This is a genomic window from Soonwooa purpurea (assembly GCF_053891095.1).
In genome coordinates, this window is the sequence record NZ_JBSSMA010000002.1 from 25,779 (window position 1) to 48,598 (window position 22,820).

18 protein-coding genes are annotated in these 22,820 nt (G+C 34.4%); 5 read left to right on the forward strand and 13 right to left on the reverse strand.

Features of this window, described 5'->3' with window-relative positions; genetic code table 11:
* Positions 1-95: 95 nt before the first annotated feature.
* The 6 genes from ACVFVN_RS01990 to ACVFVN_RS02015 form a co-directional block, all read right to left on the reverse strand.
* Positions 96-1,781 carry a hypothetical protein gene (locus tag ACVFVN_RS01990; RefSeq protein WP_456233957.1) on the reverse strand — a complete coding sequence of 562 codons (1,686 nt, stop codon included), beginning with the start codon at positions 1,779-1,781 and terminating at the stop codon, positions 96-98.
* Positions 1,782-1,789: 8 nt separating this feature from the next.
* The gene (locus ACVFVN_RS01995; RefSeq protein ID WP_456233958.1) at positions 1,790-2,695 is read right to left on the reverse strand and encodes a glycosyltransferase family A protein; all 906 of its coding nucleotides are present in this window, start codon (positions 2,693-2,695) and stop codon (positions 1,790-1,792) included.
* Positions 2,688-3,842: a glycosyltransferase gene (locus ACVFVN_RS02000; protein WP_456233959.1), complete on the reverse strand. Its 1,155-nt coding sequence runs from the start codon at positions 3,840-3,842 to the stop codon at positions 2,688-2,690. Before ACVFVN_RS02000 ends, ACVFVN_RS01995 begins: the two co-directional genes overlap by 8 nt.
* A gap of 108 nt (positions 3,843-3,950) precedes the next feature.
* Positions 3,951-4,271 carry a hypothetical protein gene (locus ACVFVN_RS02005; protein ID WP_456233960.1) on the reverse strand — a complete coding sequence of 107 codons (321 nt, stop codon included), beginning with the start codon at positions 4,269-4,271 and terminating at the stop codon, positions 3,951-3,953.
* 9 nt (positions 4,272-4,280) lie between these two features.
* Positions 4,281-8,273 carry a hypothetical protein gene (locus ACVFVN_RS02010; RefSeq protein ID WP_456233961.1) on the reverse strand — a complete coding sequence of 1,331 codons (3,993 nt, stop codon included), beginning with the start codon at positions 8,271-8,273 and terminating at the stop codon, positions 4,281-4,283.
* 177 nt (positions 8,274-8,450) lie between these two features.
* Positions 8,451-9,452 carry a T9SS sorting signal type C domain-containing protein gene (locus tag ACVFVN_RS02015; RefSeq protein ID WP_456233962.1) on the reverse strand — a complete coding sequence of 334 codons (1,002 nt, stop codon included), beginning with the start codon at positions 9,450-9,452 and terminating at the stop codon, positions 8,451-8,453.
* Positions 9,453-10,078: 626 nt separating this feature from the next.
* On the opposite strand from ACVFVN_RS02015, the gene ACVFVN_RS02020 reads away from it, so the two are divergent.
* The 4 genes from ACVFVN_RS02020 (at position 10,079) to ACVFVN_RS02035 (ending at position 14,331) form a co-directional block, all read left to right on the forward strand.
* Positions 10,079-11,593, forward strand: a complete 1,515-nt coding sequence (locus ACVFVN_RS02020; RefSeq protein WP_456233963.1) for a helix-turn-helix domain-containing protein — start codon at positions 10,079-10,081, stop codon at positions 11,591-11,593.
* 437 nt (positions 11,594-12,030) lie between these two features.
* Positions 12,031-13,281, forward strand: a complete 1,251-nt coding sequence (locus ACVFVN_RS02025; protein WP_456233964.1) for a phosphoethanolamine transferase — start codon at positions 12,031-12,033, stop codon at positions 13,279-13,281.
* Between the two features lies 1 nt (position 13,282).
* Positions 13,283-13,657, forward strand: a complete 375-nt coding sequence (locus tag ACVFVN_RS02030) for a hypothetical protein (protein WP_456233965.1) — start codon at positions 13,283-13,285, stop codon at positions 13,655-13,657.
* A complete protein-coding gene (locus ACVFVN_RS02035) occupies positions 13,648-14,331 on the forward strand; it encodes a hypothetical protein (protein ID WP_456233966.1) in 684 nt (227 codons plus the stop codon). The genes ACVFVN_RS02030 and ACVFVN_RS02035 overlap by 10 nt, the downstream gene beginning before the upstream one ends.
* Positions 14,332-14,334: 3 nt before the next feature.
* On the opposite strand, the gene ACVFVN_RS02040 is transcribed toward ACVFVN_RS02035, so the two are convergent.
* Entirely contained in the window at positions 14,335-15,360 is a 1,026-nt protein-coding gene (locus tag ACVFVN_RS02040; protein ID WP_456233967.1) for a glycosyltransferase family 2 protein, read from the reverse strand.
* Position 15,361: 1 nt separating this feature from the next.
* Positions 15,362-16,336 (reverse strand): glycosyltransferase, encoded by a 975-nt coding sequence (locus ACVFVN_RS02045; RefSeq protein ID WP_456233968.1) that lies wholly within the window; start codon positions 16,334-16,336, stop codon positions 15,362-15,364.
* A 181-nt stretch (positions 16,337-16,517) separates the two neighbouring features.
* Between ACVFVN_RS02045 and ACVFVN_RS02050 the strand changes: the two genes are divergently transcribed.
* Positions 16,518-17,516: a glycosyltransferase family 2 protein gene (locus ACVFVN_RS02050; protein WP_456233969.1), complete on the forward strand. Its 999-nt coding sequence runs from the start codon at positions 16,518-16,520 to the stop codon at positions 17,514-17,516.
* A gap of 35 nt (positions 17,517-17,551) precedes the next feature.
* On the opposite strand, the gene ACVFVN_RS02055 is transcribed toward ACVFVN_RS02050, so the two are convergent.
* From ACVFVN_RS02055 to ACVFVN_RS02075, 5 genes are all read right to left on the reverse strand, one after another.
* A complete protein-coding gene (locus tag ACVFVN_RS02055) occupies positions 17,552-18,838 on the reverse strand; it encodes a nucleotide sugar dehydrogenase (protein WP_456233970.1) in 1,287 nt (428 codons plus the stop codon).
* Positions 18,839-18,842: 4 nt separating this feature from the next.
* Positions 18,843-19,835, reverse strand: a complete 993-nt coding sequence (locus ACVFVN_RS02060) for an SDR family oxidoreductase (RefSeq protein ID WP_456233971.1) — start codon at positions 19,833-19,835, stop codon at positions 18,843-18,845.
* Between the two features lie 83 nt (positions 19,836-19,918).
* Positions 19,919-20,716, reverse strand: a complete 798-nt coding sequence (locus tag ACVFVN_RS02065; protein WP_456233972.1) for a glycosyltransferase family 32 protein — start codon at positions 20,714-20,716, stop codon at positions 19,919-19,921.
* Positions 20,713-21,876 carry a glycosyltransferase family 4 protein gene (locus tag ACVFVN_RS02070; protein ID WP_456233973.1) on the reverse strand — a complete coding sequence of 388 codons (1,164 nt, stop codon included), beginning with the start codon at positions 21,874-21,876 and terminating at the stop codon, positions 20,713-20,715. The genes ACVFVN_RS02065 and ACVFVN_RS02070 overlap by 4 nt, the downstream gene beginning before the upstream one ends.
* A gap of 71 nt (positions 21,877-21,947) precedes the next feature.
* Positions 21,948-22,820: a glycosyltransferase family 2 protein gene (locus ACVFVN_RS02075; RefSeq protein ID WP_456233974.1), complete on the reverse strand. Its 873-nt coding sequence runs from the start codon at positions 22,818-22,820 to the stop codon at positions 21,948-21,950.

Sequence of the window (22,820 nt, forward strand, 5' to 3'; positions counted from 1 at the left end):
GTTTAGGTATTATTTAGAAATTAAATTTTCAATAAAAGATGTTTTATCCAGAACCAAAAATTTTGCAGGTTTATGCTGTTAACTTAAATGTTTTTCTATTGGATTTTTATAAAAATTTGATCAAGTAAGTTTAATATTTTTGGCTGATTATTATAATTGATTTTTGCTTTTACTCTGGTGCTTATTTTGGTGTTTTTAGGTTCGAAATAGATCAAGTTTTTTTCTTGTTCATTATCCAAATTACATAATTTATATCTTATATTATTGTCTTGGAGTCTTTGAAGATTGCTTTTGTATCCAAACTCTTGAACGCAATATACAGCATCATGCTTCTTTAGTTCTGAAATCATAAAATGAGTTTTAAGAGAGTATAAAGTGTTGAAGAAAAAACTGACCATAATGAAAAGAACAAAATTTGTTACTAAACAGACTAAAGTTATGTGTTTTAAATAAGATAGCCATATAATTTTCGTATAAGAAGATTCATAATATAATAATATTAAAATGGGAATCAGATAAAACTGAGGGAGAATACGAGCTAACCATGGTTCAGGAAATATTAGTGAATAAAATACGAATGAAGCCAGAATGAGTAAAATGATGGATGCAGTTTTTGTTTTAATCTTTAAAAACAAACAAGCAATTAAAATAATAATACTATTAATAAAAATAGCACTAAAAAAAATCCCAAAGCCACCTAGCACAATTGTAGGGCTACTTAGTTTTTTTACTTCTGATATGTTGAAAGTATAAGGTATTTTTAATCCTGATTTTATGGTTTTTTCTGGAATTCCAGTCTTAGAAAAAAGAGAAATGCCCAGTTTTGTAATTCTATTTTTCTCTTGTATGCTTTTCGTTAAATGTACATTAAGAACATTAGAATTTTTATCAAATGCTGGATAAAAAATAGATTTACCATCTTTTATATTAGTAAAATAAGGATGTACACTTAGTACCAATATAGGTATTACTGTGAGAGAAAAATTTTTGAAAGTGACAATGTTTTTAATCTTATTTTCCATGAAAGCATAACCTAAAACAACGATGAAAAGAACTGCAATAACAGGGATTGACGTAAATTTTAAAGTGCCAAAAATGCATAATGACATTATTAAAATCGCTGCATATTTAGGATTAAAAGATTTAATGTATAAAATTGTTGCAATGATAATGATAACCACTGTGTTGTAGAAGAATCCGTCAATATAATAGGTGAATATTTGCGTGATACTTACGGGGTTGAGTGTAATTAAAACAGCATACAGTGCAGCTTTCTTTTTTGGAAAGTAATCGCCTAATAGTCTATAAGAAAAAAGAAGACAAGCGAAAATGATTAGCAAATTAATAGATTTGCCTAGCTCAATATTATTAGATAGAAAATAGATTGCTGCTGAGATTATTTCGTGTCCTTTCGCATAATGTTGTACATATAATTGGGCATCCAGCAGAGTGTATTTTTCGTAGATAGGATTCCAGCCATTTTTTAATGCAATTATTGTATTTTGATGATACCATGTTCCATCATTGGAAAGGTCATAGAAAAAAGAGGAAAATATTAACGAAATAGCCGCTAATAAAAAGCAAAAAAATATTTCTACAAGTTTTATTCTAAAAAGTTTTAAAATAATAATGCTTAATAAAATTGCGAATACATATAATACTGGATTTTTAATACTGCTCCCCAACAAAAAACCAATATTCATGGTGAACAAAATACTAAAGAGCGATAGTATTATAGTTAATATTACATTATCAATATTAATTTGGTGGTTTTTTAGCATTTTTTTAATTATTGAGTTTTTCTGTAAATTAATGCGAAAGGATACATAACAAGCGATAGTATTTTGAAGTCATTAAGCCCCAGATTAATCTCTTTTAAACTTTTCTTATTAATGATCGAATATACTTGATAACCCACCAAATTTCTCACTAAAGTTTTGGGATAATGCCAAAGTTGTTTTCCATAAGCGTTGAGGAACGACCGATAACCTTCCATCAATCCAAAAGTGTTTTTGCCTGTCCATCGGGTGTTGCTAACCGAGTCTTGATCGCTCTCATCCAAGTGATAGCAACGAACAACTTTGTTAATAAACCTCGTTTTGAAACCAGCCGCATCATAGGTGTTGAAAAATACCGACTGCGGAATATAGCCTTTGCCTTGGTATATAGAATAATCAAAACCTTTTAATAAATTTTGATAAGTTTTAGTAAAGAAAATTCCAAATTTATCACCTCTTACTTTGTATTTATACCGCATCTCGAAAATAGAACCATCAAATTCTGCGGGGAAAATATTACCAACAATTTTTCCATGTTCATCGACAGAATTTCCGATTACTCCAATGTATTCATCTTGGTTTTTAATGTTTTCAGATTCATGAAAAAGTGTGTTAAGCGAATCTTCTGGATAAGAGTCATCCGAATCCATTATCATAAAATAAGGCGAAGTCACTTTTTTAACACCTTCAAAAACAGTAATGAATTTATGCTGATTCTCATTCCAAAAATAGTCGATTTCGAAACAGTTTTCGTTCTGAAATTCAGTAACCAAAGTTTTGGTGTCGTCTGTTGAGCCATCGTCCATGATAATCCATTTGAAATCTTTAAAACTTTGTTTCTTCAAAGATTCGTAAACACGGGAAAGGCTATGGGCACGGTTGTAGGAAGGGGTGATTATCGTAATTTTTTTATCCATTGGTGTTGTTATTGGTAAAGATGTGTTCAATCTTTTTATAAACGGCGTCTATCTCAAATTTCGAATTGGCTTTTTGGGCATTATTGCTCAGCGTTTGTAATAAAGAAGGTGTCGTTATCAACATTTTCATTTTTTGATAAATTGTGTCCTCGTTATATTGTAAAAGCAAGCCATCGTAGCCATCGGTAACAATTTCGTTAACGCCGCCTGTGTCGGTAGCCAAAACAGGAATACCCAGCACCAAAGCTTCTTTAACAGATAATGGATAAGCTTCGCTTTGAGTGGGCAAGATAAAACAATCCGAATTTTTTATATAAGGAAAAGGATTATTTTGGTTTCCTAATAGTAGGAAGCTTTTGTCGTAACCTAGATGTTTTGTACTTTGGCGCAAGTCGTTATAACGGTCGCCATTGCCGATGATGATGATGCGATGCTGCAAGCCTTCCTGCATCAATCGCTGGTGAACTCTGAATAAAAGTGGATAACCTTTTCCATTTTTTATTCTGCCTACCGATGAAAAGCTGACAACATCTGCTGATTTTTCGAAATCAATCTTTTCTAAGCTTTTTTCATAAACTTCTTCTGGATGAACGACGTTGGGAATGATCTCAGAATTCGGAAAAGTCACGCCGTATAAAGTTTTTACTTGTGCTCTTACATTGGCGGAACAAAATATAACTTGGTCAAAATCCTGCAAGGTTTTTATATTTTGCTCAGACTTGTTTAATATCGCTTCATGGCTAAATTCCCAATGCACCCAAGCAATTTTCTTGGATTTTTTCTGTGGCGAATTTTTGACCATATTGAGTTCTGACTTTCCAAAAGCGATTTCTATATCATAATCTTTTTTGTAATAAAATCGCATTAATTTAGGAAGTTGGTCGAGTAGCGTGAGCTTCAAACGTCGTGCTGCTAACTGCAACTTGTGGATCCATTTGTTTTTTGAGAAATCTTCTTTACCTCTCGCGATTTTTATAAGATGGATGTCTTTGGGAATATCGGCACGCAGTTCACCTTGGTATAAGTTCACCATCACTGTAATGTCAAGCTTTTCTTTGGAAATATGATTTAAAATATCAATCAATACCTTGTTGACACCGCCCATTTCTAGTGAACGAATCCGAAACAGAACTTTTGTTTTTCCCATCCTTTGTGTTAGTTTTTACAAAGATAAGAATTCAGTCTTAGCTTGGTTTTAATATTGAAAAAACCTTAAGATCTGAATTGGTTTTAGGCTCTTAAGGTTTTTATAAATTTATTGAGATTCATTTTGATAGCGCTTGCCAAACCGCCATGCTACAATTGCAGTTGTAATTAACAAACCTGTGATGTATTGGTTAATAGGCACATCGGGAGGCGCGGGAGGACCACTTTTCTCATAGATGACGTCGTCTTCAGAATAAGAGGCTTCATTCTGAAAAATATTGGTGTTGTCTTTGGCTTCATTGGTTTTCGAGAAAACGTTGTTGTTTTCCTGCCATGCAGAGTTTCTTAAATAGCTGTCATCGGCTTTAGCGTTAATATTTGCAGTAATTAATATTATTAAAACTAATTTGTAAATATTTTTAAAATTCATATCAGCGTATTAAGGATTGATGATTTTTTTGGTAACGACCTCAACATTATCCGTATGGACTTTTATTAAAGCTGTTTTTTGGTTGACATGACGGTACGGAATTGAGAACGCGGTGGTATTAAGCGCTTTTTTTATCCAAATGAGTTTTCCAGATAAGTCATAAATTTCAATTTTTAAAATCTTGTGTTGTGGTGATAGGATCAGCCAACGTTTTTGTAAATCGTCATATATGATGTTTAACTGTGTTTTTTGTATGTTTTCTGTGGTTAATGTTGCCTTCTCATAGACGATTTCAAAACGATCATTGTAGCGCCCTGTATCGGTCACGAATTCGTAAGGTGCATCGATTAGATTATGTATGATGCCATTGCTTTTATCTTTTAAATAAATAGTCTGAATGCCGTGTGGCGCGAATAGACCTTCGGTTTGGAAAAGTCCAATGCGATAGGCGCCAGTTTGCGGTGCAGTATAGCCCAATGTCACAATATCTTGGCTGTCGAATGGTAAGCTTCGCCCTTGTATAGAAAGATTTTTGCCCATAATGTTGGTGTAGATATCGAGATCGTTGTCCATGGATAAGCCATCATACATGAAGTCTAATCCATTGCTTGCACCATCGACATATCCAATAAGTGTTTGCGCAGATTTGTTATTGTCTTTTTTGGTGAGATCCAGCCAGAATCTATGTTTCTCATTGTTTTTATAATAAGAGTCATTTTCCCCTGTTACACGCATGTTGTTGGTGAAGCTAAAATGACCATCTGCATTTTCTTTCCCTCTTATGAAGAAAGCTTGGGCGGCAGGTATCTTGCCATTCCAGTTTCCAGAAGTACTATTGTTAATTGGTGTTTCTATAGGTGTTGTTCCTGTGAAGTTTTTTACAATATAATGGTTGCTAGGGTCGGAGCTGTAATTGGTGCCATTGTTGTAGAACGGGTTTTGCATAGCGCCTGTCCCATCTTTGTGGTTCCAAAAATATAGAGCACCGTCACTATTGTATGGATTGCTAGGATTGCCAGAATCAAAAAGTAAATCTTTGTTGCTTTGTAAGTTTAACATTTCTAAAGCATCAATGGCAGATGGATAAGGATTGGCCAACAATACCCATTTGTCTTGGTAGGCTTCGTTGACATCGTTTGTAGAAACGACATCCTGTCTGGTTCCTGTTTTAAAAGGAATTGTAATATCACCATTGTTCGGAATGCCTTTGAAATTCATTTTATAAATCGTGGCTGCAGTCCAGTTATTCGGAACTCTAGCTATATAGCCTTGTGCTGCAGTCATTGTGTTGACAGAGTTGCCAGCAATAGCAGAGCTCCATTTTCCAGCTTCGCCAGGTGTTGGGCTTGAAAGCCAATGGTAAAACGCGCCAAAGTTTTTGCCTGGCTCATTACTAATTTGAGAGAACTGAGCGTTGCTAACTGGTGAACCCAGATAGATAAAGTCTTTAGCCCAGGCTTGTGCTGTATTTCTGTTATAGGTTATTGTTCCTGTATTGCTAAGATTTTCTTCCTGCACCAAACTTCCAGTGTCTTCTATCACGAAGTTGCTTTCGTCGCCATGATTTGTGATTTCGTTTTTTATGCTAATACTAGCGCCAGAGAGAATTTTTAAATTGGCAAATTCTTGAAGTTCTAAGCTTTGTGCAAATGCTGTTGCAAGACTAGATACGACAGGCTTGTTAAAAGTGTTTGGAATCTTGACGCAGTTTTTATTTGTTGGGACGCCAATTGGTAACCAGTTGTTTGGCGTATGCCAATCTGTTGACGTTGCACCTGTCCAAGTTTTGTCGCATGGCAATTCTTTAACGAAAGCTACAGCCCAGTCGTGCATTTTTACATTTTGTCCATCTAGCGTGCCAACAAGGCGAAGGTGTGGCGGAGCTGGTGTAAGCCCAGATAGATCGAAGAATTTTTCGCCATCACCACTTTCTGTAATATTGGTATAACCAGCAATATCGGAAAAGTTAACGCCATCTGTAGAACTTTGAACTTTGAGTGCTAAAGTGCCACCGCCCAAGCTTTGGTTCCATGTAATGCCTTGGTAAGCCGTTGCTTCCTGAACCGAGGCCAAATGTATCGGCGTGGAAGTGATGGTGCCAGCGGATGCTGCTTCTGCTTTGACATTATTTACATAAAAACTAACTAAAGATGATTGGTTACCTCCTGTAAATTTAACGACAAATTTAATTATATGAACTCCAGAATAACTTGAAGTATTTATAATAATATTAGCATCATTATTACTATGTGACTGATAATTTCCAGCCGCAAATGCTTGTTCAGTTGTGTGAAGCACATCACCAATTTCATTATTAGTACCACCGCCTATTATAAATTGTAAATTTGAAATTTTTGCCGAAGGTGCATTATTGCCCGAATTATAATAAGAAGAAGCATTATAAGTAATCTGATCAACTGCTGTTAAGTCTATTGCTTGTGATACCACTAATAAATTACCAGTTGAGGTATTAGCATTCCAAGTAGTGAACTTTAAATTTCGAGTAGTTCCTGATGGACAATTCGCACAATCATTACTATAAGGATCTATTGTTAAATTATTATTAGACTTATAAGAAGTCCATCCAGTACCAGAGGCATCAGAAAAACTCCCATTCACCACTCGATTTCCTCCTGATGCGGTAATTACATCATGACTTGCATCGGCTATAACTCCAGAAAGGCTATTGCTTTGGAATTGTGCTTGTGTGGTTTGGAACCAATCTGGATTGGTTTTTGGCGTTTGATAAGTGAAACTGTAGGTTTCGGTTGTCCAGTTGCTCCATTCGTTATTAACTGAAGCTTTAGCTCTTGCCCTTACATAATAGCTTGTATTATTAGAGGGCGAAAATGCATTCGTGATTGTGAAGTTATTCTCTGTATTGGTATTGAATGTTCCTGTAAAATTTTGCACCCAATTTGTCCCACCAGCGAATGTTGGATTGGTATTGATTTCTATTTGATACTCGTTGGCTTCTTCTGCTTGATGGCTTAATCTAAACTTTGGTGTATTGGTGTCTATTCTACTGTTGTTGAAAGCCAGTTGTTCTGTTCCGCCGTAGTTGTGGAATTGTAGATTTTTAACCGCTAATTGCTCCCAAATCCAAGAAATGCTAGAGTTTTGAGTAATGGTAAAGTTTGCTGTGTCGCCTGTTCCTGTGGCAGGTACACTTCCAGTTCCAGTCCATCCGGTAACATTATAGCCTGGTCTTGTTCCTGAAGTTGCGGTTACAGAGGTGTTGTTGGCAATGGTGTGTGAGCCATTTGCGTGACTCGCTCCTATATAAGCGTTGGAAACGTTGAGGGTTTTGTCTGATGAAATCGGAGTTCCTCTAATTATAATATCATCTATGATAAATCCACCACCTGTACCATATGCGTCATCAACAACCATACGAAAAGCTAACCTAAAATTTGCTTGATTACTTCTAGTTGCATCTAAAGCCAAAGTCGTGGTTTGCACATTTGAATTTCCATAGTAAAGTCCACTAGCAAATATCCCATGCTCGCTAGTTTGTCCACTTTGTCCCCCCGTTTGATCCATAGCCCAATTGACTCCTCCATTTATAGAAGTATTGACTGTACCGTAATCATAAATAATTCCTCCATCAACTTCTCCCGTACATCGCCATTTGAATTCTACCGTAATATTTTCATAGCCAACTGTAGATACACCAACGTGAGCCCACCTTGTTGTCAAGGCGTTTATATTAGTAGTTCCATTCCAAGTCCTAAATGGCGTATTGGTATAATTTAAACTGTTTCCATTGTAAAATCCTATTCCAAGAGATCTACCATTAATTGGTGCAAAATTCCCAGTTCCTAATGTTGAGAAGTTCCAAAGGTGTCGGTAGTTCCCATATTGAGTTGATGTTGAACTGGCCAGCCAGCCATTAATTGGTGTTGATTGTGATACTATTGTATTTGTAAAATTTCCATTATTACCATCAAAGTTTTGTTGATAGATAATTGTTTGCCCCCAACTAGAAAGTGAGAGTAACAAAACAAAAGCAATAAGTGTTTTTTTAGGATTTTAGAAGATAGAATGTTCGACATGGCCTAAGGATTTGTGTTTTTAGAGTACGTGGATTGTGATGGTGTCTTAAAATGGCATCATCAATAGAAAAGAAAGAATCCCGAAAATTTGTATTCAGGGATTCTTTCATATAGAAAAGTATAGTTAGTTTTTAATTTTTTGGCTTAGTTCTTCGCCGTTTTCTAATTTGGCTTTTAAGATATAAATGCCTTTTGCTAAAGGATTGGCGTTGATGCGAACTTCTTTGTTGTTGTTATCAGAAAGATTTGTGACAAGTTTGCCACTCATGTCATACAGATTGATTTCTTTAATGTTAGAAGCATTGGTTTTTACCACAAAGTTTTCACCGTCTTTGTAAGCATTTAGCTTGTTCTTATTCACTTCTAATGTTCCGGCAGTTGGGATTTTTGTACCTCTTATAATGATATCATCTATGATAAATCCGCCACCACTTCCGTATCCTTCATCCACCACCATACGAAATGCTAGTCGGAAGTTAGGTTGATCTGCTCGGTTAGCGGGTAGTGTAAGGGTGGTGGTCTTTACTTCTGCGTTTCCATAGTATAGTCCGCTAGCGAATGTACCATGCTCGCTGGTCTGTCCGCCTTGTCCTCCAGACTCGTCCATCAGCCAAGTTGATCCACCATTGATAGACGTGTTGATGGTGCCATAATCGTACACAATATCGTCTTCAACTTCTCCTACGCATCGCCATTTGAATTCTACTGTTATATTTTCGTAACCAGCAGTGGATACGCCAACATGTGCCCAACGTGTTGTATAGAAAGCGCCTGCTGATGGCTCTTCGCCATCCCAAGTTCTGAATGCCTGATGAGCTACATTAGGACTGTTGGCATTGAAGAAGCCCATGCCCAGAGATTTTCCAGAAATAGGCATTACAATATCGTTGCCTCCACTCGCGTCGTCTGACCAATTCCAAAGGTGTCGGTAATTGCCATATTGGGTTGCTGTTGAGCTAGCCAGCCAACCGTTGATAGGCGTTGTTGCGGATACGATTGTATTTGTAAAGTTTCCATTGTTACCATCAAAATTTTGTTGGTAGATAACCTCTTGCGAAAATGCATAGCTGCTTGTCAATAGTGCGGAGCAAATAGCAAGTGTTTTTAAATAGGAATTTTTTCTCATTGTTTATTTAGAGTATTAGAGTTGTATATCGTTTTTGATTTTTTTAAGCTGTTATTTATTATTTAGAACAGATTGTTTTTGTTGATTTGGTTGTAAATTGTGATAAAAATATTGTGATTTTAATTTTTAGTTCAATAATTATCGGCAATTAATGAAAATTACATAAGAATAAAAAGTTTTCACCTATCCGTTTTCTGTAATTTAAAAATGATTTTTCGATTTATGTACTGATAATCAAGATGTTGTTTTCTTTGTTAAATGTTTTTTATGAGTGCGATGTATGAAGTATATACAGCCTGAAATGATTCTTTTGTATTAAAAAGAGCTTGTTTTTGACTTAATTTCATACGGGATTCGACTTTTTTTTGAAGAATATCAAGGTATATCTTGACTTTTACATTTGTTTTATCTATTTTTAGACTAGCTTTATGAGATTGTTATATCAGGATTTAATATTTAATTTTTTGATATTTTTTTTAATAAAGAATGAAAATTTTTGGTGTTTTGTTAATTGTAATAGGTCGTAAGTGGGTGTTATTCTAAATAAGAATTCAATTGTGTATCATTTATATAAACTTTGTTTTATGTTTTGCTTTGTTGTGGTGTCTGGGCAACAAAGTATTGGTATGGAAAAAATCAATAAAGATTTTGAAAAGGCGCTTCATTATGTGACTTCTGATAATCCAGAGAAAGCGATTCCGATTCTGAATCAAATCCATAAAGAAGGTAAAGCTATTGGCTATCAGCATGCTGTGACGCGGGTGGGGCATACGCTTGCTATTATTTATTTTAATAGTTCGGATTATGATAAAGTTATCAATCTGGATGACGGCTTTCTAAAAGTTGGCGAAGAGATCAAAGATTATGAAAAAATGTCGCACATATACAGGCTTAAAGCTTGCGCATATTCGGAGTTGGGCGTCTTAAAAAAAGCCAAAGATGTATATGCTTCAGCTTTAGAATATGCGAATAAAATAGAACCAGGCAATGGCAAGCAACATGCTCTAGGCGTTATTTATGGTAACCTGGCGAGTCTTTTTATAAAAAGTGGTGCTCCTCAAGATTCGATTTTTGCGAGTATAGAAAAAAGTATAGCGGCAGCAGATAAAATAACAGAAACAGATAATCTTTATATTTCTAAAAAATACAGTCTGATAGCTTATTCTTACATGATTTTGGCTAATGAGTATCTGAAGTCTGGCAATCAACAATTGGCGGGAACCTATTATCAAAAAGCTTACAAAATTCATAATACCCAACCAGTACCCTTGGTAGAAAAAGTGGTTTTACTAAATGAGTTAGGTTATTTTTATAGTGAACAAAAAGATTATGAAAAAGCCGTAGAATATGCAGAACTTGGACTTGCTATGGAGAAAAAAGCAAGTTTTCCGCAGCTTAGGAAAGTTCTTTTTGAAAGCCTCTCAAAATCCTATTTGGAATTGCAAAAGACAGAAGACTCCAAAAAATACTTTGAACTGTTCACCGCTCTAAATGACAGCATCAACAAAAATGATAGAAGCGCGTTAAGTAGTACCATCATAAAACAAGAGAAACAATATAAGGATAAAGCGGAAAAACAAAGTCTTATCTACGCCTTGTTGTCTGTGGGTTTAATTGTTTTGGTAGTTGTTTTTTTCTTGTATTACAAAAAGAAAAAGCAAAAACAGATTCAGAAAATAAAAAGCATTTTAAAACAACTCGAAGAGCAACATCATGACAATAAAAATGACGTTTCCGTTAGCACGATAATAGAAAAAATAGCCGACAAAGAAGAAGAAATTGCACTAATGCCTCCTGAAGCCGAAGAGAAACTTTTGGAAAAACTTAGCGATTTCGAAAAAGAAAAACATTATCTCGAGCGAAAAGTGTCTTTACCTTATGTAGCAGCAGCTATAGAAACTAATACCAAGTATCTGTCTTATATTATTAAAAAACATAAAGGCAAGGATTTTAATAAGTACATCAATGATTTGAGAATAGATTATATCGTTAGAAAGCTGAATGACAACCCAACTTATAGACATTACAAAATAAACGTCTTGGCCGAAGAAGCTGGTTTTTCGTCACATTCGAAATTTGCCACGGTTTTTAAAGCTTATGTCGGGAGCTCGCCTTCGGAGTTTATAAAATACTTGCAATAGATTTTATGATTAAAGGCTTTGGATGTTTGGAAATCAGTATCTTGACTTTTAGAATCTATATTTTTATAAATGGGATATTGTGCAAAGCTGTTAACAAGTATAATAAAAATTTTATATTTGCCTCTAAATAAACATTAATGAAAAGAAAAAGATTAAATTATTGTCTTTTAGCAGGTTTGTTTCTGGTGTTATTGGCAATTTATTTATTCCTAAACATAAAAACCAATTCTTATCCTTGGCATAATAATATACAGATTACGCGACATAGTGTTGATTATGCATTGGGTTTTGCCTCTTTTAGTTTTTTCCTAGCGCTATTAATAAAAAAAAGTAAATATCTAAAATATGTTGCTTATATTTTTGTCGTGTTAATGTTTGTTAACGTGTTGATTTCCACAAGTGTATTTTATGTTTATAAAGAAATATTTAATAGGGAAATGGCATATAGCATAATGTCAACATCATATAAGGAAGCTAGTAATATCTCTTCTACTTTTTATATTCCTATTTTTTTCAGTTTAATATATATTGTTTTTTTTAGTGTTTTTATAGAGAAACTAAGTCAGGTTATTAAAATCAATACTTTAGCTTATGTTGTTTCGATACTTTGGATTGTAATTCCAATATGTTGGGCTTTTAAAGAAAAGAGGGATATAGAGGCGTATAGAATTACCCATCCTGGTTATGGCGTTCATTATATAGAGCCAAAATTTGTTTTTCAAACATTTCCTTCATTTTATCAAGGGATTAACTATTTGAATGATATACAGGCTGTTAAAAAATATAAGCCTGATTTTTCCTTAATATCTAAAACGATAAATTATGATGCAATTGATAAAGTTGTTGTTGTCGTTGGAGAATCTGCTCGAAAGCAAAATATGTCGCTCTATGGCTATGGGAGAAAAACAACGCCATTTGAAGATAAAGAAAAATCAAATATGTTTCTTTATACGGATGCGGTTTCGCCTGCTTTTGTCACATTTCAAGCTGTACCTCTCAGCTTAAGCAGTATTAGTATGGATACTTATGCACAAAACAATTTTGGGGATATAGCAGATAATATCATTAATGTAGGAAGACATTTTAATCGAAAAACTTATTGGATAACTGGATCCAAGTCCGAGCCCGAGCATATATTAGCCTACAATGCCCATCAGCTAATAAAGACCGAAGATAGCCATGATGGCTACCTGCTTCCTGAATTTAAAAAATTAATAAAAAATAAAGAAAAACAGCTTATTGTTCTACATTTGTTAGGATCGCACGCCGATGCAAAACATAATTATCCAAAAACACATACTATTTTTAAAAATCAAAATAGCTTGGACGAATATGATAATTCCATTGCTTATACCGACTATTTGCTTGGACAAGTTTTTGAAGATCTTAGAGATACTAATAGTGCAGTACTTTATTATTCGGATCATGGACAAGCCTATACGAACGAAAAGTTTTTCCATGCACCATCGCAAGAAGCGAACATGATTCCTCTTTTTGTTTGGTATGGCAGTAAGGTTCCAGAAGCATTGCGAAAACCAGGGGTTGAGACTAGACAGACATCATCAACGATTGTTTATGATTTGGTTTTAGGATTAATGGGATTGCAGAATAGCAAGTCAAATAAAAATGATCAAGCAAAATTTCTTAAAAACGGGAAAGTAATTCCTTTTAACGAACTCAAAAAATAATATGCAAGGTTTATTTAGTAAAATTGAAACCAACTTCTTTAAAGGTATTGGGATTTTAATGATTGTTTTTCACAATTATTTTCATTCATTACCAGAATTTGCTTTGGAAAATGAAGCTGGTTTTTCTGCTGTTAATGTTAAATTGTTTATTAAACATTTGGTGAGTTTTGATTTTTATAATTGGATAGGTTCAGTATTCGGATTCCTTGGGCATTATGGCGTGCAGATTTTCATTCTCTTTAGCGCTTATGGATTAAGTATTCAGTTTAGTAAGAATAGTCAAAGTGTTACACAATTTGTTTTGCGCAGGCTAAAGAAGATTTATTTTTTAATGTTTTTTGGTATCGCTTTTTGCATTGTTCTTTCGTGGCTGTAGGCAATCCAATGTCGCTTTATGATATCGCTAAGAAAAGCTTTCTACTAGGCTCTACGATTAGTAGTTTTTCAGATTGGTATTTGTATGGGATGTTTACGGGTCCGTTTTGGTTTTTTGCTTTAGTTATACAACTTTATACTATATTTCCGGTATGTTATAAAATCATAACTCGTTTCCAAAAAGAAAAAGTTTGGCTGGTTTTTCTAGGATCTTATGTCATTATCTACCCCATTTATTATTTTACTTTAGGAACACATTTTACTATATTGGGAAGTGTTTTTGGGCATTTGCCCGAAGTGTTTTTGGGTATTGCTATGGCACATTTTAAAATTAAAACATTTGATAAATGGATCGTTCTTGCCGCAGGAATTGTTTTCATATTTTCTCAGTTTTTTGAAATCATCTTTCCGTTAAGCTTTTTAGCAATCAGCATATTGTTAATCCAAGCTTTTAATTGGTTGGAAAAAGCAAGTCCAACAGTATTAAAAAAGATTATAATTTTTACTGGAGAAATTTCGATGATTTTATTTGTGGTGAACGGCCGTTTTAGATTTTTGCCAATTTTCTCAGACTTTTCGATGTCTCAGTTTATGTATTATATTCCGCTATTATTTGGACTAAGCTATATTCTTTTCGTACTGTATAATGCTCTACAAAAGCAACTGAAAATATAAAAATTAATCCACTTCCGCACCGATATCTCGATATTGTTGTTTAAATTGATTTGCCCATTTTTTCCATTCTGTAGACTGTGCGGCAGGATGATTGGCTTTATCTAAAAAATACATTATATAATCATCAGAAAAATCTTTCGGATAGTTCTCCATGGCATCAAAATCATTATTTAACCAAGCTTCATTAAGTATAAAATTCATTCGGTTAACATCAAATTGATCTGCGTATTTATGATAAGATCCTGTGGCTGACGATTTGAAAGTTGTTTTTAAAACTTCTTGATTGGTTCTTGCAAAAACTGCTTTTTTATTATGATGATACCAACTGGCTGCATTTCGCAATTGTTGCTTTTCATCAACTTTTCCGTGGGCATCTTTCCAGATGGCCAGCCAATAATCTTTTCGATACAATCCCATCAATATGGAATTAATACTCCAATATTTTTGTTTGGCGTAATTATCAGTTAAACCAAGTTTATAAAGTATTGTGAAAAATTTAAAACGATTATAAAAGAACAAATCCATGATGAATTTATTCGATGTAAAGAGTTTTTTTGGGATTACAGATGTAATATTTGCGGCCAAAGCTTTGATTTCGCAATATTGATTTTCAGTATAGTTTCCAAGCCAGCCAAGTCTTAAAAGGGGAATTTGATACGTCTTCATATCATCGACCAACACATCAATATCGACGTCAGATGAAAACCAAACATCATCTTCTATGACCAAAACATAATCTGAGGAGGACTTTACGCTGTTATACCAAAGTTCAGTAGGAATAGCAAAGCCATCTATTGTTGCGCCTGTTTCTAAATTTTGCTGAATAGCGTCAACTTTAGACTTGTATTGAGAGGATTTAAGAAGCTTTATTTCTGGAAATTTTTGCTGTATTTTCTGTAAATAAACATCTGGCGTCCCGTCATCCAAAACATTGATAATGTATTTTCCCGTAACATTTTGTTGGATAGAAGACAAACAACGATCGAGATAATGTGGTCTGTTAAAGGATTTTATGATAATGTCCATCATTTTAGCCTATTAGTTTTATCAAATGCTTTTTAATTTTAAAAGCTAATTTGTCAATTATATGATAGCCTAGCAAATTGGTTTTAGGATATTGTAAACCTATCTTTTTATACAAAATCTCAGTTTCTTCTTTGGTGTTAAATGAAATGGAACATCTTAATGCAAAAAGCAAATCCGCTTTATCATTTTTAAAATCCAGATCCAAAACTTTCAAAAAATTATCCGGATCAAATTGTTGATACGTGTCAGCGCCCGTTCTAACATGTTCTTTGTAAAAGCTTCTTATTTTTTCAACAAATAACCATCTCGTAAACTTTGATTTTTTTCGTGAAATAGAGGTTTTTAAAATGCGATATTTCAACAAAACTTCAGGAAGATTGGCAAGCTTTTTTCCAGCGACAATCATATTGAAATACAAGTCATAATCTTCACAAAAAAAAGCTTTTTCGCGGTAACTTTCGACGGATTCTTTGCGAAACATAATCACAGGATGATACAACGAAATTTTCTTCGGCATCCGTTTTACAATATCAACATGATGTTCTATCGCATGCCAGGTTTCTATAGATTTTGTATTTTCGTCAACCAGTTCTATGCTTGCGCCAACAATGTCTATCTCAGGATTATTTTCTAAAAAATTAACTTGTTTTTCAAACCGTGTTAGAAACGAAATATCATCGGCATCCATTCGGGCAATATATTTTCCTTTGGCCGTTTTCAAGCCAATATTGAGATTTTCTATAAAACCGGCTGTGCCTTTATTTTGTTCTTTTTTAATGATTTTTATTCGAGGGTCATGCTTGGCAAAATGTTCCAAAATTTCTAAAGTCTTGTCCGTAGAGCAATCTTCGATGATAATAAATTCAAAATCAGAAAATGTTTGATTGAGAATTGACGTTATTGCTTCCTCAAGATATTCTTCTGCGTTGTAAGCCGACATCACTACAGAAATAGTTGGGGTAGTGTCTATGTTGTTCATTTTAAGTTGGTTAAACTTTAAGATTGTTGGAGGTTATACATTTAACAAAAATCTTGTCGACGTGCTGAAATTTGAAAATTCAAAAATTAAATTTTTAAAGAAAATCATCATTATGGTTTCGTGTTAAGCAAAGATACAGATTTCCAAAAATAAAATGATAATTTTGCAAATATTGAAAAACATGACTGAAAAAAAAGTAACCATTTCTATCCCGATTTTTAAATGTGAAGATTTTATTATCAAAACCTTAGAGTCGGTAATTTCCCAAACTTATCCAAATGTTGAAGTGCTTCTTATCAACGATTGTACGCCCGATAACAGCGCTATTTTAGTTAAAGATTTTATAAAAGAAAACAGCTTAGCTGGCTGGAAGTTAATCGATTTAGAAGAAAACTCTGGACTGTCTGTTGTTCGCAACAAAGGTATAGATGAAGCATCTGGCCAATATATATTTTTCCTTGATAGCGATGATACTTTGGAAGCTACCGCGATTGCTGATTTGGTGGAAAAAGCTGAGGCTACTAATGCTGAAATGGTCATGGGAGAAGTGAGAGTCATTAAGCTTCCAGAAAATACAGAAGTCGATATTTTTAATCTAAAAGAAAAACAAGACGCATTGGTTGGGAACAAAATAATTCTTAAAAGTCTAGTCGATGGTGGATTTTTGGTCTCCAGCTGGAACAAATTAATTCGCTTGGATTTTCTTAAAGACCATCAACTATATTTTACCAAGGGACTTTATGCGCAAGATGCTTTGCATACTTTTGAAATGGCGCTAAAACTACAACATGTCGCTTTTTTGAGAAAGAAAACTTATAATTATTTTCTACATTCCAATTCGGTGATTCATAATCGGAAAAAAGTTCATTTTGACAATTGGATTACGATAGCCAACAAAATAAATTCGTATTATTTAAAAGAAAAAGATAAAGAAAGAAAAGAACAGATTCTTAAGTATTTGCTTAATTTTAAAACGATGACTTTGTTGATGAATTGGAAAGCTCAAAAAAATGAAGAACTTTGGAAACGCAGTTATTCAGCCTATTCGAAGCTTAAAGGTTTGGGGATAGGCGATTATTTTTCCTCAACATTTTCCAAAAAAGAGAAGAAAGAAAGCCTCTTAATGTCTTTACCGACAAATTTAGGTTACAAAATATTCCGTAAGAGATTCGGAAGTTAAAACAAAAAACAGACTCAATATTGAGTCTGTTTTGTTTATAGTCTTTTAATATTTTCTGCTGGCTCTAGTTTGCCTTTAACATCATATATCACAGCGTTTGGCTTTAATAAGGTGTTGAGGTTTAGCGCTTCGAATTCATTATGAGAAACAGCCAATACCACAGCATCATATTTCTGATTGGGAAGTGTTGAAAATGTCTCAATACCATATTCGTGTTTGACTTCTTCGGGATTTGCCCAAGGATCGTAGGTGTTGACTTTAATGTTATAATCTTCAAGATTTTTGATCACATCCACTACTTTCGTATTACGAACATCGGGACAGTTTTCTTTAAAAGTAAATCCTAAAACCAATACGTTGGACTGATTAACTTTGATATCTTTTTTAAGCATTTGCTTTACGACTTCACTTGCCACATAATGTCCCATAGAGTCGTTCATACGGCGGCCTGCCAATATAATCTCTGGGTGATAACCAAATTCTTGTGCTTTTTGTGCCAAATAGTAAGGGTCAACACCGATGCAGTGTCCACCAACCAATCCCGGTTTGAAAGGAAGGAAATTCCATTTTGTACCCGCAGCATCCAAAACATCGTGCGTGTCGATGTCCATCAAATTAAATATTTTTGCTAACTCGTTGACAAATGCAATGTTAATGTCACGTTGTGAATTTTCGATAACCTTTGCCGCTTCAGCTACTTTAATCGTTGGTGCCAAGTGGGTTCCAGCAGTGATCACTGATTTATAAAGTTCATCGACCGTTTTTCCAATTTCGGGTGTAGAACCAGAAGTCACTTTTAGTATTTTTTCAACCGTATGTTCTTTATCACCAGGATTAATGCGTTCTGGAGAATAGCCCGCATAGAAATCTTGGTTAAATTTTAATCCAGAATTTTTCTCTAAAACAGGAATGCATTCTTCCTCGGTCACGCCGGGATATACGGTAGATTCATAGATGACGATGTCGCCTTTTTTCAAAGCTTTTGCGACGGTTTCGCTGGCTTTGTAAAGCGGTGTTAAATCTGGGCGGTTGTTTTTGTCAACAGGCGTTGGCACTGTGACGATGTAGATGTTAGAGTCTGCAATGTCATTTAATTCGTTAGAACAGTACAAACCTTTTTCTGCGGAAGTAGGCTTGTGGTCTATGCTCGCATTTTTTAGGACGTCGTTATCTACTTCTAAAGTCGAATCAATACCTTGGCGAAGTTCCGAAATTCTTGCTTGGTTGATGTCGAATCCGACAACAGGAAACTTGGTTGCAAATAATCTTGCTAAAGGTAACCCCACATAACCGAGTCCGATAATACTTATTTTGTGATTCATTGTTTTATTTTAAATTTTCCCAATACCATTTCACAGCTTCTTTCAGCCCGTCTTTCATAGAAAATTGAGGGTGGTAATTTAGTAAATTTTTAGCTTTGTCGATGCTTGCTAGCGAGTGCGGAACGTCGCCTTTTCTATAGTCACCGTGGATGACTTCTACTTCTCCAATTTTAGAATCGAATTCAGACAAATAATCTTTAAGATATTTTACTAAATCGTTAAGTGTTGTTCGTTCTCCAAAAGCAACATTATAAACTTGATTGTAAGCTTCTTGATTGTCGGAAGTTACGGCCAGCAAATTCATTTGGATAACATTGTCGATGTAGGTGAAGTCGCGAGAATATTCGCCGCCGCCATTGATAGTTGGCGACTCGTGATTCATAAACTGCATCACAAATTTCGGAATAACCGCTGCGTATGCGCCTCCTGGATTTTGTTTTCTCCCGAATACATTGAAATATCGTAAGCCAATGGTGTCAAAATCGTAAGTTTTTTTGAAAACGTCCGCGTACAATTCGTTCACATATTTGGTAATGGCATAAGGTGAAAGTGGTTTTCCGATGCGTTCTTCAATTTTTGGAAGTGCCTCCGAATCGCCATAAGTTGAAGAACTCGCGGCATATACCATACGTTTAACGCCAGCGTCTCTTGCAGCAACCAACATATTAAGAAAGCCACCAACATTGACATCGTTGCTTGTAATAGGATCGTTGATTGATCGAGGAACCGATCCCAACGCCGCCTGATGCAAAACGAATTCTTGACCTTCACAGGCTTTTTTACAGGTTTCTAAATCGCGGATATCACCTTCAATCAGTTTGAAATTGGGATGGTTTTTTATGGCTTCCAAATTTTCGCGACGACCCGTAGAAAAATTGTCAAGGCAAGTAACATACACGTCATTTTCTAACAAGACTTCGCATAAGTTGGAACCTATAAATCCTGCACCTCCAGTTATGAGGATGTTTTTATGTTGTAGTTGAGGTTTAAAATTCATTAATACTTTCTTTTAGCTTATATTGTGTTGCAAATTTACATTCTGCTTTTTAGAAAGAGATAAAAATGGATTAATATTTTAATTTATTTTTTAAGTTTTAAACGCTTTAATAACTTATTTTTAACATATTCAACAATATAAGTGAGCGGTATTTGATCTAAAATCTGGTCAGGTGTATATATTTTGTGATGGTGAATTAAGTGCTTTATAGTTTCTTTAGCATTTTTGTTTTCAACAAATTGTTTGACAATACTATAAGAGTTAACAAATTGTGAGTAGAAGTGCTTGTGCTCTTTAATCCAGTTGCCTTCGTAGTGATGCACCACAAAATTAACAGGAATATTTGCCGAAAAATAGTTGGAAGGGTATAATGTAATGCCTTCTTTTAGATGCTGTATTTCGTCTAAGTTAGGCTTAGCTCCATATTTTTCGATAAGAAACTTATTAAAAGTTTCTGTACTGATTACTAATTTATATTCATCTTGTTGGTCATAAAATACTTGCATATCATTAACAAAAGGATGATTAGCTTCTGCACCAAAAAATGCAGAAAAAGGCTTCCTGATCATTTCAAAACCACAAATACAACGAGAATCTAAAACTTCATCTAAAGATTTTCGCACTTCCATATCTGTGTCTAGATTGATGCCTCCGTATTTGTTAATAGCCCATACTCTGGCGTAATCGGCAACAAATACCCAATCCTTTTTTTCAAACGCTCCCTTTACAAATGGGTTTATATTAACATCAAAAGTTTCCTCATTCCATTCCATAAATTGGTAATCAGGAAGATATTTTTTCCAGGTTGCTATACAGTTGTTTGCAAGTTCTGATTTTGGTTTACCACCAAACCAGCAATAATGAATAATTTTTGGAATCATTGTGTTTTATTAATTAAGGATTTGAATAAATTGTCCCATTGTTCTAAAATAGGTTTTACTTGATAATTGAAAGATTTCTCACGGCTTGCTTCTCCCATTTGTTTTCGTAAACTAGGATTTTCGATTAAATGATTGATATGGTCTGCAAGTGTAGAAGTATCACCAACTTGGCTCAAGTAGCCATTAATACCATCTTCGATAAGATCACTTGGGCCACACTCGCAGTCGAAAGACACCAAAGGCAACCCAAAATGCATGGCTTCTATAAGGACCAAAGGCAAACCTTCGAATCGGGAAGTCATTACATAAATACTGCTGTTGAGATATTCTAAATCGACTTGTAGAGAAGGTGAAATAATTGTGACGGAATCTTCTAAATTGTACTTTTTTATCAGATTTCTAACTTTGTTTTCTTCTTCACCATTGCCTACAATTCTTAGTTGCCAGTCTGGATGTTTTTGTGAAACTTGGCGCCAAACGTCTATGAGATAATCGAATCCTTTTTGATAATGAAATCGTCCAACAGCCAACACGGTTTTCGACGTACAATAACTTGTCTTATCGGTTGACAAAGAAATAGGATTGGAAATATAGCTGGTGTTTGGAAATAATTTTTGCCAAGATTGAAGATCTCTTTTGGTTAACAACACAAAATGATCAAGACCACGAATGCTTTTAATATAAGATCGACGCGCCATAACATCCAGAATATCTTTCGGGTGTTTGACGTCTTTTAATGTTTTAAGTGTTGAAAGTGGCGATTTGTTAAAAGCGAAATGAAACTCACCAATTTTTTTGCTTTTATCTTTTAGTTTGTACAGAAACTTATATTCTGAACCAAAAGTTGTTGTAATAAGAATATCTTGAGGATTCTGTTTTAAAAATAATTCCAGACTGGATTTGTACTGTTTTAAAAATTGTCTTTCTTGGATTTTTTTTGATAGAAAATTTCCATTAAAAACAGTATTGCGTCTTATGTCGAGATGTAATTGTTTAACATTCTCCGAAAGTTGAAAAAAGAAACCTTTGTCAAATTGTGAATAGGTAACGATGCTAACCTCATGTCCAAGTACATCTGCAAGATAATTCATCTTGAGGGTAAGGATGCGGGAAATGCCACCTGGATAATGCAAAGAAGGATAGAGATAGGTGATTTTCAATGTTGTGTGTTTTTTTGATCTTGGTTTTTACAGTTTTAGTCTTTAATAATGTTTAAAAATATTAAAACAATTTATAATTTATAAAATTTTAATTTTTTATTGATTAAAACAAGTATGGATAACGGAATCGAAATGCCTTTTAATTTCTCAGTCCAAGGTGATTTGATGTCATTGATTTGGAAATCCCAATACGCGTTAAGAGCACTCAATTTAGCTATGAAAGGGATTTTTTCCTTGCTTAATGCTTTGAAAAATAATGAGGCGCCTTTCGGTGATTTCTTTAATAACTGCCAAGATTTTGCAGTTAAGCCGTCTTCAAGATAATCCGCAAAATAGATGGGATCATCAATATATAGGGTTTTATATTTTTCACCAATTTGACGATAGACGTAGGATTCTCTGAAAAATTTTTCTCCTTCAAAATGTGGATAAGGATATTGTTTCTGAATCTCGGTTTTGAAAGCTGTAGCAAAATCTCCTTTTATTCCTAACTGGTAAACGAGTTCGTTATGGGTTAAAAGAATCTCGTGCTGCGGAAGGTTTTTTGAGTAGATAATTTTGCTTTTGTCTTTTATAGAACGACAGCCAATGGCAATTCCGGCGACGTTTTTGTTGTCTTTTATATGGCCATATTTAGCAGTAAGTCTATCAATGGCATCATTTGATAAGAAATCGTCGCTGTCTACAATGAAGAATAAATCGCCTTTGGCTTTTTCTAATCCATGATTAATCGCAATATGCTTTCCACTGTTTTCCTGCAAAAAATAACGTATTTCAAAATCTGCCTTTTCTTGAAATTGTTGTACCAATTGCGCCGTATTATCTGTACTTCCGTCATCGACAATTAACCACTCAAAATCTTTGTGTGACTGCTCCAACAAGGATTGATACAATGTCGGAAGAATGTAAGCGCGGTTGTAGGTTGGCGTGAAGATGGTAATCAT